Annotated in this window: 9 protein-coding genes; 7 read left to right on the top strand and 2 right to left on the bottom strand. The window is 65.7% G+C overall.

Annotated elements, in window-relative coordinates; all coding sequences use genetic code 11:
• Positions 1–2: 2 nt before the first annotated feature.
• The 6 genes from C380_RS00315 to C380_RS00290 all read left to right on the top strand — a co-directional run bounded on the left by C380_RS00315 (position 3) and on the right by C380_RS00290 (position 5,795).
• Positions 3–821, top strand: a complete 819-nt coding sequence (locus tag C380_RS00315; RefSeq protein WP_015011891.1) for an ABC transporter ATP-binding protein — start codon at positions 3–5, stop codon at positions 819–821.
• Complete coding sequence (locus tag C380_RS00310) at positions 818–2,617, top strand: long-chain fatty acid--CoA ligase (RefSeq protein WP_015011890.1); 1,800 nt, start codon at positions 818–820, stop codon at positions 2,615–2,617. The genes C380_RS00315 and C380_RS00310 overlap by 4 nt, the downstream gene beginning before the upstream one ends.
• An 86-nt stretch (positions 2,618–2,703) precedes the next feature.
• Positions 2,704–3,537, top strand: a complete 834-nt coding sequence (locus C380_RS00305) for an enoyl-CoA hydratase/isomerase family protein (RefSeq protein WP_015011889.1) — start codon at positions 2,704–2,706, stop codon at positions 3,535–3,537.
• A 113-nt stretch (positions 3,538–3,650) separates the two neighbouring features.
• On the top strand, positions 3,651–3,995 hold the full coding sequence (locus tag C380_RS00300; RefSeq protein ID WP_148279898.1) for a hypothetical protein: 345 nt from the start codon (positions 3,651–3,653) through the stop codon (positions 3,993–3,995).
• A 232-nt stretch (positions 3,996–4,227) separates the two neighbouring features.
• A complete protein-coding gene (locus C380_RS00295) occupies positions 4,228–5,001 on the top strand; it encodes a pirin family protein (RefSeq protein WP_015011887.1) in 774 nt (257 codons plus the stop codon).
• Positions 5,002–5,039: 38 nt separating this feature from the next.
• Positions 5,040–5,795 carry a gamma-glutamylcyclotransferase gene (locus tag C380_RS00290; protein WP_015011886.1) on the top strand — a complete coding sequence of 252 codons (756 nt, stop codon included), beginning with the start codon at positions 5,040–5,042 and terminating at the stop codon, positions 5,793–5,795.
• 28 nt (positions 5,796–5,823) lie between these two features.
• Here C380_RS00290 and C380_RS00285 read toward each other — a convergent pair whose 3' ends face one another.
• Positions 5,824–6,894, bottom strand: a complete 1,071-nt coding sequence (locus C380_RS00285) for a recombination-associated protein RdgC (protein WP_015011885.1) — start codon at positions 6,892–6,894, stop codon at positions 5,824–5,826.
• A gap of 334 nt (positions 6,895–7,228) precedes the next feature.
• Here C380_RS00285 and C380_RS00280 point away from each other — a divergent pair, with 334 nt between their 5' ends.
• Positions 7,229–7,810 (top strand): Spy/CpxP family protein refolding chaperone, encoded by a 582-nt coding sequence (locus C380_RS00280; protein WP_015011884.1) that lies wholly within the window; start codon positions 7,229–7,231, stop codon positions 7,808–7,810.
• Between the two features lie 1,313 nt (positions 7,811–9,123).
• Here the strand turns inward: C380_RS00280 and C380_RS00275 are convergent.
• Positions 9,124–14,016 (bottom strand): EAL domain-containing protein, encoded by a 4,893-nt coding sequence (locus tag C380_RS00275; RefSeq protein ID WP_015011883.1) that lies wholly within the window; start codon positions 14,014–14,016, stop codon positions 9,124–9,126.
• Positions 14,017–14,248: the final 232 nt, after the last annotated feature.

Below are 14,248 nucleotides of genomic sequence, written 5' to 3'. Positions count from 1 at the left end.
CCATGACCCAGCCAACCCCGGCCCACGTCCTCGAAGTCAACAACATCGAGGTCATCTACAACAAGGTGGTACAGGCCCTGCGCGGCCTGTCGCTGGCCGTGCCGCGGGGGCAGATCGTGGCGCTGCTGGGCAGCAACGGGGCGGGCAAGAGCACCACGCTCAAGGCGATCTCGGGCCTGCTGGCGCTGGAGGATGGTGTGGTCGAAAGCGGCAGCATCCACTTCAACGGCCAGCCCACAGCCGCCGTGGCCCCGCAGCAGCTGGTGCGCAACGGCCTGAGCCATGTGATGGAAGGCCGCCGCGTGTTCGAAGACCTCACGGTCGAAGAGAACCTGGTGGCAGCGACCTATGCGCTCACGGGGCGCAAGGATGCGACGCCGGACTTTGATCTGGTCTACAGCTACTTCCCGCGCCTGCACGAGCGGCGCAAGGGCCTGGCCGGTTATCTATCGGGCGGTGAGCAGCAGATGCTGGCCATTGGCCGCGCGCTCATCGCGCAGCCCCAGCTCATCCTGCTCGACGAGCCCTCGCTGGGCCTGTCTCCCAAGCTGGTCGAAGACATCTTCACCATCATCGCGCGCATCAATGCCGAGCGCGGCACCAGCATGCTGCTGGTGGAGCAGAACGCCACCGTGGCGCTGGCCGTGGCGCACCGGGGCTACATCATGGAGAACGGCAAGATCGTGATCGACGGCACGGCCGAGCGCCTGGCCAACGACCCTGACGTGCGCGAGTTCTACCTCGGCATGGGTGGGGGTGGCGAGGCCAAGAGCTTCAAAGAGATCAAGCACTACAAGCGCCGCAAAAGATGGCTGTCATGACGCTCCCCGACCTCACCCTGCCCCAGATGCTGCGCGAGCGCGCGCGCACCGACGCGCAGCGCATCGCCATCCGGCAAAAGGACTTCGGCATCTGGAAGCCCTTCACCTGGGCGCAGTACCACCAGCGCGCCAGCCACTTCGGCCTGGGCCTCAAGGCACTGGGCCTGCCTGCGGGTGGGCATGTGGGTGTGATCTCGGAGAACCGGATCGAATGGGTGCTGGCCCAGATGGGCGCGGGCCTGGTGGGCGCCGTGACGGTGGGCGTGTACCCCACCAGCCCAACCAACGAGGTGGCCTATGTGGTGGGCCATGCCGACATCGAGATCATGGTCTGCGAAGACCAGGAGCAGACCGACAAGCTGCTGGCCGCACTGCCCGAGCTGCCGCGCCTGAAAAAGATCGTGGTCATGGAGACCAAGGGCCTGCGCAGCTTTGCGCCCGAGGTGCGCCAGTTCATCACCACCTTTGACGAGGTGGAGCAGCTGGGTGCGGCGTCGGGCCAACAAGCGGTCATCGACGATGCCCTGGCGCGCCAGCGGCTCGACGATGTGGGCCTGATGATCTACACCTCGGGCTCCACCGGCAAGCCCAAGGGCGCGATGATTTCGTACCGCAACATCCGGGGTGTGGTGCCGGGCATCGTGGACCGGCTGGAGCTGTCGCAAGGCACCACGCACCTGTCATACCTACCGCTGTGCCATGTGGCCGAGCAGATGCTGACCAGCTTTGTTCCCGTGTACATCGGCTCGCAGGTGAACTTTGGCGAATCCATCCGCACCGTGCAGGAAGACCTGCGCGAAGTCGCGCCCACCATGTTCCTGGGCGTGCCGCGCATCTGGGAAAAGCTGCACGCCGCCATCCACATCAAGCTGCAGGAAACGGGGGGCCTGCGCCGCGCGCTGTTCCACAAGGCCTACAACGCCTGCAAGCCCCTGGCCGAAAAGCCGCGCAGTGCCTGGAGCGCTGCCGACAAGCTCACGTATGCCGCCAGCTACTGGCTGGTGTTCCGCGCGCTGCAGAACTTCATTGGCCTGCGCAATGCCCATGTGGCACTCACCGGCGCCGCACCCATTCCGCCCGACGTGGTGCGCTTCTTCCGCGTGCTGGGCGTGCCGCTCATCGAGGTGTATGGCCTGACCGAATCCACCGGTATGGTCACGGGCCACCGTCTGGACCATGTGGTGGTGGGTACCGTGGGCGTACCCACGCTGGGCGTGGAGCACCGCATTGCCGACAACGGAGAACTCCAGATCCAAGGCGACATGGTGTTCGCGGGCTACTACAAGAACCCCGAGGCCACGGCCAGCAGCATCGTGGACGGCTGGCTGCACACCGGCGACGTGGTGCGCGAGGAGCACGGCCAGATCAAGATCGTGGACCGCCTCAAGGACATCATGATCACCGCCGGTGGCAAGAACCTCACGCCGTCCGAGATCGAGAACACCATGAAGGGCAGCCCCTTCATCAAGGAATGCATCATCGTGGCCGAGGCGCGCAAGTTCGTCGGCGCACTTGTGATGATCGACTACGAGACCGTGGGCAAGTGGGCCGAGGCACGGCGCATTCCGTTCACACACTTTCGCTCGCTGGTGGAACACCCCGAGGTGCGTGTCCTCATCGACGCCGAAATCAACCAGGGCAACCAGCGCCTCGCACAGGTCTCGCAGATCCGCAAGTTCCACCTGCTCACCAAAGAGCTGGACCACGACGACGGCGAGGTGACCGCAACGATGAAGGTGCGCCGCGCGAGCATCTACAAAACCTATGCGGCCGAGATCGAGGCGCTGTACCAATAGCCCAGGGCTCGGCGCATGGGGACCCATTTACTATCAAAACAGGAGCTGATAGCGCAATATCCACTGGCGCTTGAAGCGGATTGGACATGAAAAATACCGCCACAGACCCTGCAGCATCCTCCCATGCACCGTCCGCGCCCTCTCCACAGCAGCCGCTGCTCCTGGAGCGCAACGGCACCATCGCCACGCTGCGCTTCAACCGCCCCGAGGCACTCAACGCCATCGACGTGCCCATGGCCAATGCCTTTCTGACCGCTGTGCAGTCCATAGCTGCCGACCCCGGTGTGCGCGCCGTGGTGCTGTGTGGCAGCGGCCGGGGCTTCATGGCCGGGGGCGACCTGGCCACGCTGCGCGCCGATCCGGTGCAGGGCGCCATCGACATCCTCACGCCACTCAATGCCGCCCTGCAGTTGCTCGCGCAGATGAACGCGCCGGTCATCGCCCAGGTGCATGGGGCGGCCGCCGGTGCAGGCTTGAGCCTGGTGCTGATGGCCGACTACGTGATCGCTGCGGAAGGCACGCGCTTCAACCTGGCCTACATCAACTTGGGCACCAGCTGCGACGTGGGCGCCTCGTGGGCGCTGCCACGCAGCGTGGGCGTGCGCCAGGCGCTGGAGATCGCGCTGCTGGGCGAGGCCTTCACAGCCGACGACGCGCTGCGCCTGGGCCTCGTCAACCGCGTGGTGCCCGGCGCCGAGCTGGGCAGCGTCACCGCCGCCCTCGCCCAGCGCCTGGCCAACGGCCCCACGCTGGCCTACGGCGCTATGAAGCGCCTGATGCGCGCGTCGATGGACCACACGCTGCCCGAGCAACTGGCCGCTGAAAAGGACGCCTTTGTGCACTGCGCAGGCACCGAAGACTTCCGCGCAGGGGTGGAGGCGTTTCACCAGCGCCAGAGCCCGCAGTTTGTGGGGCGGTAAAGCCAGCGCAACTGCATCGCCGGCAGCCTCTTCCTTATCTTCAAGCAGAGCCCTTACACTCGCGCCAACAAGGCAAGCTGCTGTTCAAAATCGCGGGTGTTCTCGCCGGGGTCGTGTTCGTTGCTTTTGGAATGCAGGAGCGGTCCGAGCTTTCGAGAACGCTCAAGCTCGGCAAACACGCCGTGGTCGAGCCCATTACGCAGTACACAGAGTTCAAGAAAAGCGGTTCTTCCACCTACACCGCCGAGTTCCACTACAAGACCGACAGCGGCCAGCAAATGGTGGTGAAACACAGCTTCCCGGAAGAGATCCTCGCCGAATTCAAGGCCCATCGCCCGGTCGAGATCGCCTACATGCCCAACGACCCCAGCAGCTTTGTGTTTGTGAAGCAGCAGTCTTCATGGACGCTGGTGGCAGTGGGCGGTGCATTGATGCTGGCCGCGCTGCTGCTGGCCTGATCGGCGGTTCGACCTTCTGCACCGAACGCCCTTGTGCAAGGAGCGGTGCTGGGTGAACGCACCGGCCCACAGCATTGGACTGAATCGCGGAACAGTGAGTTGACCCGCCAGCCATTGATGGCGGCCCCGTCGGCCCTTAGAGTGACGCCATGGCGACAACCACCCACACGACTCCACGCACTCTCTGGCCCCTGCGGCGCAACATGGGCACGCGCATCCCCGGAGGCAGGCCATGATCACCATCCGCCCCTCTTCCGAACGGGGCCGGTCCTCCACCGGCTGGCTGCACAGCGCCCACAGCTTTTCGTTCGGCGACTACTTTGACCTGCGCCACCAGGGCCATGGCAATCTGCTGGTGCTCAACGACGACACGGTGGCGCCCGGCAAAGGCTTTGGCACACACGGGCACCGCGACATGGAGATCGTGAGCTATGTGCTCGACGGCGCCCTCGCCCACCAGGACAACCTGCACGAGCGCGCTGGCCAACACGCTGGCGGCCCGGTGGCCTCCGGGGCTCCAGGCGATACACCACCAACAGCTCCCACCGGCATCCTGCGCCCCGGTGATGTGCAGCGCATGAGTGCGGGTTGGGGCGTGCAGCACAGCGAGTTCAACGCGCTGCAGGACCAGGACACCCACTTCCTGCAGATCTGGATCAAGCCCCTGTTCACCGGCGTCCGTCCCAGCTATGCGCAAAAACACTTCCCGCCCGCTGACCGCCGGGGCCGCCTGGTGCGCATTGCATCGCGCCGGGGAGAGGACGGCTCGGTGAGCATGAACGCCGACGCCTCCATCTGGGCAGGCTTGCTGGATGGCAGCGAAACCGCCACGCAAGTGCTGAACCCTGAACGCCTGGCCTATGTGCACGTGGCGCGGGGCGCGCTGCAAGTCAACGGCATCGCACTGTCTGGTGGCGATGGCGCTTTGCTGGACGGCGAAACCACGCTGACCCTGCACGACGGCCACGATGCCGAGGTGCTGGTGTTTGACCTGGCGCGGCGTTAAGACGCCTGACGCTCCACCAGCGCACGGAACTGCCCCCCATGACCCCCGACAACGCCTTCCTCCACCTGCCCGAACTGCAAGGCCGGCTGACCCCCGCCCATGCCTCGGGCCTGCGCCTTACCGATGAGGTGCTGGCCGAATGGGACGCCCAGGCGCGCTGCCAGGGCCTGCCCGCCCACTGGCGCCTGCCAGATAACGAGGTTGAGCAATCCCGCCGCGAGGTGCTTTCCACCATCACCTCCGAGCAGCAGGATCTGTGGGTGTTTGCCTATGGCTCGCTGATGTGGAACCCAGGCTTTCACTTTGGCGAAGTGCGCCGCGCCTGCCTGCCCGGCTTCGCACGCCGCTTTGCCCTGAGCACCACCATCGGCCGGGGCACGCCCGATTGCCCGGGCCTGGTGCTGACCTTGCAGCGCACGAATGGCGCTGATCAGGTGGGCTGCGAGGGCCTCGCATTCCGCATTCCGGCACCGCTGGTGGAGGACGAGTCCCGGATGCTGTGGCGGCGCGAGATGATCACGGGTGCCTACTGCCCGCAACTGCTGCCGTTGCCAACGCCACAAGGCGAGGTGCAGGCGCTGGTGCTGGTTGCCAACACGGCCCACACCCACTACCGGGGCGACATGACACTGCAGGCCACAGCCGCGACGATTGCCACCGCCTGCGGACGCATTGGCAGCAACCGGGACTATCTGGAGCAACTGATGCAGCAGTGCGAGGTGCTGGGCATTGAAGACACCTATGTACGTGAGCTGGCGGCGTTGGTGGATGCCGCCTGCGGCCGCAGCCGCTGAAGCCACCATGGCCCGGCGGGCCACGGTGTCAGAACGGTGCCGATTCCGGGTCGGTATCGACGGGCACTTCGCGGGGACCAGTCACCACCCCACCCCCAGCCACTTTGCGCGCCGGGGCAGAGGGTACTTCTGCGGCCATCGGTGGCCGTGATGCCGCTGGAGCGGTTTCCGCCCGGTCGCTGGCCACGGCCTGCGCTGCACTCGCCACCCCACTCTCCGACTCCCCTCCCAGCGCCTCGATCAGGTCCGGAATCAGCTTGACCAGTTCGCCCGTGGCGATCGCCACGTCGGTGTCAAAGCCGCCGTCGTCCGCCTTGGTGCCTTCAAACACGGTGTCGAGGAACGACACTTTCTTGATCTGCAGGCCTTCGGTGAGCATGAAGCTCACGCGGTCGTCCCAGGTGAGTGCCAGCTTGGTGGGCAGCTTGCCCGCGTCGATGTGGGCCTGCACCTCTTCGATGTCGAGCGGGTGGCGGGCATAACGCACCACGGCTTTTTCTTCGTTGGCGCTTTTCAATTCGCACTCGCGGTCCACCGTGAAGCCTACAGGCGGCTCCTGTTCCTTGAGCCAGTGGGCCATGGCAGCCTGGGGGCTGGTCTGGGTGTCGAGCAGCGACACCGACAGGCCGGGCAGCGATTCGACCAGCAGGGTCACCACTTCATCGGCACGCCCTTGGCTGGACGTGTCCAGCACCAAGAGGCGCGAGGCCGTATCGATCCAGATCCACATCGAGCCCTGCTTGGTGAAGGCCATGGGCAGCAGGTCCAGCTTGGCCTCGTCTTTGAGCTCCTTGCTTTCCTTCTTGCCGGGCTTGCGGCCGGTTTCCTTTTCGATGCGTTCGGCCTTTTCCTTGACCTTGCGCGCCAGCACGCTGCCGGGCAGCACCTTGGTCTCGACCATGAAACGCAGGATCCACTGCCCGCCCACCGATTCGACCAAGGGGCCATGTAGTTCACCCCGGGGGGGCACCCAGCCCAGCGACTTCTCTTGCGTGGCGCCACATTCCTGGAACGGGGCCTTGGCCAGGGCATCCTCTACTTGCGTCAGCTCGACCTGCCATTGCGGAGCAATGCGGTACACGATCATGTTCTTGAACACGGAAAACCTTTGGTTGGGGTCGCTGCGGACAACGACACAGACACGGAACCCGCCATTGTCGGCGGTCGCCACCCAGGCGCTGGGCCGCTGGGGCACAGGCAGCCCTTGAGGGAGTAAAAACGCTACACAATCAATAGCAAACAAGGCATCTGCCACTAGCGCATCGCCGACTATTTGCTCAAAATTATCTCGGAGGCCACTTTGCAAGCGTTCGCTGCAACTTTACACAGCCTCACCCAACGCGCACGGTGGCGATACGTGGGCGGCAGACACTGGACTCCAATCGCTGAAACGGTCGTTGCAGCGAGCTCACCACCGCGAAAGGACTTCCACCATGGCCTCCCGTTTCTCTCACCCCCTCTCCCACCGTATTGCCGCCACTGCCCTGCTCGCCGCCATGGCCTTGCCTGTGCTGGCCCAGCAACCCCCTGCAGCGCCTGCTGCACCCACCGCGCCCGCCAAGGCTGCTGATGGCCGCCATGAACGCCACCACGGCGACATGGCACAGCGCCATGCCAAGCGCCTGGCAGACCTGAAAGCCCAGCTCAAGCTGACCCCTGCCCAGGAATCGGCCTGGACCACCTTCACCACCGCCATGCAGCCCGGCGAACGTCCCGCCCGCCTGGACCGCCAGGACATGGACAAGCTGACCACGCCGGAACGCATCGACCGCATGCGCGCAATGCGCGCCCAGCATGCTGCCGAAGCCGACCGCCGCGGCGAAGCCACCAAGGCCTTCTACGCCACGCTGACGCCCGAACAGCAAAAGACCTTTGATGCCCAGGCCCACCGCGGCCACCCCATGGGGGGCATGCGGGGTGGTGAGGGCCGCCACGGGCATGGCGACCACCATGGCGGCATGCGCGGGGGCGAAGGCCGTCCGGGCCCTGCCCCCACGCCTGCGCCCGCCAAGTAAGGCGTGGCTCTGAACTGGGGGCGACAGGCGCCGAAGCCTGTTGTCGCCCAGGGACTGTTTCAAGCCCCTCTGCCATTCCCCACCCTGCCAACCCGGCGTTCTACAAAGAACGCCGGGTTTTTTCTTGGACGGTCCCACTCCGGAGGGGGCCGTACAGGGCCATGAGACGAGCCAGGGTGCGCAACCCACGCGGCTGTGGATAACCCTGGGCACATTTTTGGCACAACCAAGCAGTTATCCACACAAAACGCCGCCGCCCGAAAGTTGTTGTCGACGAGCCCCGCACTTTGCGCGCGCCGCCCCACATACTTTGCAGCGACGCAAGTGCGCGCCAGCGTTGAAGAAAAAGCGCTTGTCCACAAAAACAGGCGTTCTCTACTACTACTGCTATTTATATATAAAGCCTTTAAGGAATAACCAGAACCCCCAATCCGGGTACCTATCCACCGCAGGTGACCGGCCCATCGGCCGACTGGACAACCTGACAGACAGGCGATTGATGCCGGAATGGGGAAGTACCGGCACGGCCCGGCGGTCCTGTCCGGTGGATCGCTCACACCCTTGAGAGGCTGTAAAAAGAAGTTGCTGGTGGGGGCGATGCCCTTCATGCCGCACCAGAGGATGCAATGCTTCCGCCACCTGGGGCACCCCATCCGCCTTCAACCAGAGGGGATGGCGCTGTCCCACCGGCTTCGCCCGAACCCTTGCAGCCAAGCAGAAGGAGCATGGTTTCCACTCATTTGCTATCAATTAACGAGCATTCAGGGCACGAAGCTGTAGCGCTCCCCTTCGTTTTGGGCCCATTTCCTGCCACAGATGCGCGCGGTGCGTAAAACTGGGGATAGTTTTGGCACAACCGGGTGCTTATCCACAGAAAACTGCGTGGCACCGCTTTTGTCCCCGCTCGGGCGACAACGGGAGCAGGGCGGGGTGCACAGGGTTGGCAGCGGGCTAAGTGCGCGCCAACGCTGGCAAAAATGCAGTTGTCCACACGCCGGGCCGCCCTCTACTACTACGACTATGTATTTATAAAAGACATAAGAAGAAGACAGAGGACAACTGGGGCCACGCAAACGGCAGGGTTGGATGAAAGCCGCACCCACATGCCGGGCGTACCAGTGCTGGCCCAGGATCCAAGATGCGATCTGGAACCGCCCAGAAGGCCGTGGAGGGCCTTGGGCGCAAAAGCAGGCCCAGGGGGCCGAAACAGACCCACAGGCCGCTCACGGGCCTCCTGAGGCCCTCAGAAGGGAGTTAGGGGGTTAAGAGGCTTGGGATGTGGACAAGCGCCGGGAACACCCGGCGGGCGCCGCTTACGCCTGCGAGGTGCGCAGGAAGCTGTCCAGGACGTCCACCGACAGCGCCTTGCTGAACAGGTAGCCCTGGTAGAGCTGACAGCCAGCCCGGGCCAGCAGCGCGCATTGCTCGGGCGTTTCCACGCCTTCGGCGATCACTTCCAGCCCCAGGCTGCGCGACAGGCCGATGATGGTGTCCACAATGGCGGCGTCGTTGGGGTCGGTCAGCAGGTCGCGCACAAAACTCTGGTCGATCTTGAGCTGGTCGAGCGGCATGCGCTTGAGGTAGCTCAGGCTGGAGTAACCCGTACCAAAGTCATCCAGCGAGAAGCCCACCCCATACGACCGCAGCGCGGTCATGGTGGCGATGGTGGTTTCCATGTCTTCCACCAGCAGGCTTTCGGTCAGCTCCAGCTTGAGCTGGGCCGAGGGTGCGCCGGTGATGGCCAGCACGCGGGCCACGTCGTCCACAAAACTGGCATGGCGGAACTGGCGCGAACTCACGTTCACGGCCATGGTCAGGTGCGACAGGGCCGGGTCGCTCTGCCAGCTGGCCAGCAGCTTGCACGCGGTATGCAGCACCCAGCGGCCCAGCGGCAGGATGAGGCCCGTCTCTTCAGCGAGCGGGATGAACTGTGCGGGCGACACCATGCCGCGCTGCGGGTGGGCCCAGCGCACCAGCGCCTCCACCCCCACGCAGCGGCCCGACTGGTGGATCTGCGGCTGGAAGTGCAGCAAAAACTCTTCCTGCATGAGCGCCGAGCGCAGGTCGGTTTCCAGCCCCGCGCGCGCCGTGACCACGGCCTGCATGTCGGGGTCAAAAAAGCGCAGTGTGTTGCGGCCCGCCGTCTTGGCCTGGTACATGGCCAGGTCCGCCTGCTTGAGCAGCTCGCCCACCGTGGTGTGCTCGCCGGTGAAGGGCGCAATGCCGATGCTGGGCGTGCTGCGGTACTGGTAGCCCTGCAGCGCATAGGGCACGGCCAGCATGGCCAGGATCTTTTCACCCACGCCCCGGGCGTGCAGCGCCAGCTCGTGCGGCTTGGGGCTGAGTTCTTCCAGCATGACCACAAACTCGTCGCCCCCCAGCCGGGCCACCGTGTCCACGCTGCGCACGCAGGTGTTCAGGCGCTGCGCCACCTGCTGCAGCAGCAGGTCGCCCTGGTCGTGGCCCAGGGTGTCGTTCAGGGTCTTGAAGTTGTCGAGGTCGATGAACAGCAGCGCCCCGCCCTGCTGGCGCCGCTGCGCGGTGGCCAGGGCCTGGTGCATGCGGTCCATGAGCAGCATGCGGTTGGGCAGGCCGGTGAGCGCGTCGTAGAACGCCAGGCGCTGGATCTCGCGCTCGCTGGCCTTGCGCTGGCGGATATCGGTGTTGATGGCCAGGATGGACTGCGGCTGGCCGTCGTCGCCCCGCACCAGCGTCCAGCGGCCTTCCACCTCGATGGTGCTGCCATCGCGGTGGCGCTGCACGATCTCGCCCGTCCACTCGCCCTGCTCCAGCACTGTCTGCGTGGCGTGCCGGAAGTGCGTGGGGTCTTCGTACAGCAGCGTCTCGATGGACTGCCCCAGCGCCTGCAGCTGTGACCAGCCGTACAGGCGCTCCGCGCTCTTGTTCCAGAAGATGATGCGGTGGTCCAGGTCGCGCACCAGGATGGCGTCCTGCGCCTTGTCCAGCAGCGAGGCCTGGTGGCGGATGCGGATGTCGGCCAGCTGCCGCTCGATCTCGGCCGACGCACGCGAGGCGAAGATCTGCAGCGTGGAGGTGATGAAGTCCGTGTCCGCAATCGCGTGGCGGAACAGCACGAAGACGATGCCCACCACCTCGCCGTCGGCATTGCACAGCTGCTGGCCCACATAGGCCTGGGCACCCACCGCGCGCAGCACGGGGGCTTCGGGGTACAGCTGCTGCACCTTGTCGGTCACCACATGGGTGCGCTGCGACATCAGCAACAGGCTCGGTGTGCCATCCAGGCTGTATTCGTCGTTGGGCAGCATCTGGCCGTCGAGCACGGCCGCCAGCGTGACGACCCGAGGCGCCTGGCCCTGCGACTGCGGCAGCAGCCGCACCACGCAGCCGCCCTGCGCATCCAGCGCATCGGCCATGTTGCGCACCAGCTGCACAAAAAATTCGGTGCCCGTGCTGGCCGACACGGCGGCCGCCACCTTGAGCACCGAGGCCTGCAGCCGCTGCTGCGCCTTGTGCGCACGCAGGCTGGTGATGCCGATGGCCAGGTCGTTGGACAGCTCCTGCAGCAGCGCGGCCTCTTCGGGGCTGATCTGCAGCACGTCGGGGGCATACAGGTACAGCAGGCCAAAGCTGCGCTCTTGTGCATGGTCGCGCGCATGTTCGCGCAGCGGCAGGCAGATCACCCCGTGAAAGCCATGCTCCAGCATGCGCTCGGTCCAGTCGGCAAAATCTCCTTCGGTGCGGATGTCCTGCACGATCACCGGCCGGCCGGTGCGCACCGCAATGCCCGCCGGGCCCCGGCCATAGGGATCGTCGGCCGACCAGCTCAGGTGCAGGTTTTCCAGGTAGTTCTGGTTGTAGCCCGCATGGGCCACCGGGCGGATGGATTTGCGCTCGTCGTCCATGGCAAACCCCACCCAGCCCATGCGGTAGCCACCGATGTCCACCGCAATCTGGCAGATGGCCTGCAGCAGTGCGGTCTCGGACGTGGCGCGCACCAGGGTCTCGTTGCACGCGCTCAGCAGGCGCTGGGCGCGGCCCATGCGTGCCAGCTCGCGTTCGGTGCGCAGGCGTTCGGTCACGTCGGTGGCCAGCACCTGGCGGGCCGGGCGCCCATTGAAGCTGATGCTGCCCGCCGTGATCTCCACATCCATGAAGCTGCCGTCCTTCTTGATGTGGCGGCTGATGACGGGCTTGTTGCGCTGGTCCATCGGAACGGCGCGGATGTTGGCCTCGACGTTGGGGCGCCGGTCAGCGGGCCACAGATCCAGCATCGACATGGTCAGCAGCTCGGACTCGGTGTAGCCGTAGTGGCGCTCCATCGATCGGTTCACGGCCTGCAGCTGCAGGGTTTCGCGGTCGTACACCCACATGGGATGCGGGTGCTCGTCAAACAGCATGCGGTATTGCTGCTCGGACGCATGCAGTTGCCCGGCCACATGCCGCAGCTGCACCATGGCACCCAGCGACTCGGTCAGGATCTCCAGGTGCGCCACATCGCGGCGTGAAAACGCATTGACCTTGTCCGATGTGACCTTGAGCGACCCGACGATGGCGTCGCCACTGCGCAGCGGCACCGCCATCACCGACCGCACGCCGTGGCGGTGGGGCATCGACGCCATGTCCCAGCCCTCGGCCTCGGTGTCGTTGCACACCACGGTCTGGCCTTTGCTGAGCGCGGGCCAGAGCAGGCTCTGGTCCACCGCCAGCAGGTTGCCCACCGGGCGCACATGGTCACCGGCCGATGCCTGCGCCACCAGCTGTCGGCCTTGCAGCAGCTCCACCATGGCGCCGCGCGCTTCGGTCTGGCGCAGCACGGTGCTGGCCACCAGCTGCAGCACCTCAGGCAGCGGCATGTCCAGCGACGAGATGCGCTGCTGCACCTGCAGCAGCTCGGCATGGTTCTGTGCGTCGCGCTGGGCGTCCAGGTCGGCCAGCTTTTGCGCGCTGATGTCGGTCATGCCGCCCACCATGCGCACGGCCTTGCCCTGCAGGTCGCGGATGAGGAAGCCCCGGTCTAGCACCCAGGCATAGCTGCCATCCTGGCGGCGAAAGCGGTACTCGTCCGACCAGTGGTTGGCCGTGCCGTCGATGGCGGCATGAATGCCTTCCAGTACTTCGGCGCTGTCATCGGGGTGCAGCCGCAAGGTCCACGAGGTGCTGTCCGGCGGCAACTGGTCGAGTGGCACACCGAACAGGGTCTGCATGCCTTCGTTCCACCACATGGCATCGGTGTGCAGGTTCCAGTCCCACACCGCGTCGGCGGTGGCGCGAGAGACCAGGTGAAAGCGCTCTTCGCTTTCACGGCGGGCCTGCCGGGCCTGGTGCTGGGCCGAGATGTCCTGAAACGCCCCCTGTATCCGCACGATGCGGCCCTCGGCGTCGCGCACCGCCTGCCCGGTGGTGCGCACCCAGAAGTGCCGACCCGCCAGTGTGACAAGTTCTGCCTCCAGGTCAAACGGTGTGCCGTGGCGGATGCAACTCTCAAACGCTGCCAACATGGCCTGCCGGTGCGGGGGCAGGTACAGCTCCATGATCTGTTCCACCGAGCCCATGCGTCCCGCAATGCCGAAGGCGGCGGCGATCTCCTGCGACCAGTTCAGCTGCAGGCTGGGCAGCTCCACGATCCACCCGCCAATGCGGGCCATCTGCCCGGCCACGCGCAGGGTCTCGCTCTGGGCCAGCAGTTCGGCATGCATCTTGTCGCGCTGCTGCACCAGGTCGGCCAGCACCTGCTTTTGGCGGCGCAGCTCCAGCTGCACCATGGCCTGCTCGGCCAGTATGCGCAGGCCCTCCAGCTGCTCGGCCTCGATGTGCCGGGGAATGGAGTCCAGCACCGCCAGCGTGCCCAGCGCCTGCCCCTCGGGGGTGACCAGCGGCACACAGGCGTAAAAGCGCACATGGGGGTCCTGCGTGACCAGCGGGTTGTGGGCAAAAACCGGGTGCTTGTGGGTGTCGTTGACCACCATGGGCTCGCGGCTGCCGCTCAGTGCATGCGCGCAGAACGCAATCGCGCGCTCGGTCTCCTTGAACGGTACACCCACTGCGGCCTTGAACCACTGCCGGTCGCTGTCCACGAAGTTGACCACCGCCATGGGGCACTGGCACACGCGCGCGGCCAGGGTGGCCAGCTGGTCAAAGCTGTCTTCCGTCGGGGTGTCGAGGATCGCGTAAGACTGCAGCGCCTGGAGCCGTGCGGCCTCTGCGGTGGCTTGCGCTGGCGGCATGGTCAGTCCACCGTGGCGCCGCTGCGCACGCAGCGGCCCAGCCTGGTCAGTGCGACCAGGCCATGGGTGGCGGGGCGGAGTAGCGTCGGCAAGGCAATCGGGCAGTAGAGGGAGCGTGCAATGCGGCTGCACCGCGCGCTCAGGGTCACAGCGCCACAGGCACTGTGGTAAAGAGTGTGAATGCTACACCGCACGGCCCTTGCTGGCGACCTGCGCCCATGGGGGTTTGCCC

Source organism: Acidovorax sp. KKS102 (assembly GCF_000302535.1).
Lineage (GTDB): Bacteria > Pseudomonadota > Gammaproteobacteria > Burkholderiales > Burkholderiaceae_C > Acidovorax.
This window is presented reverse-complemented; position numbering and strand designations above follow the sequence as displayed.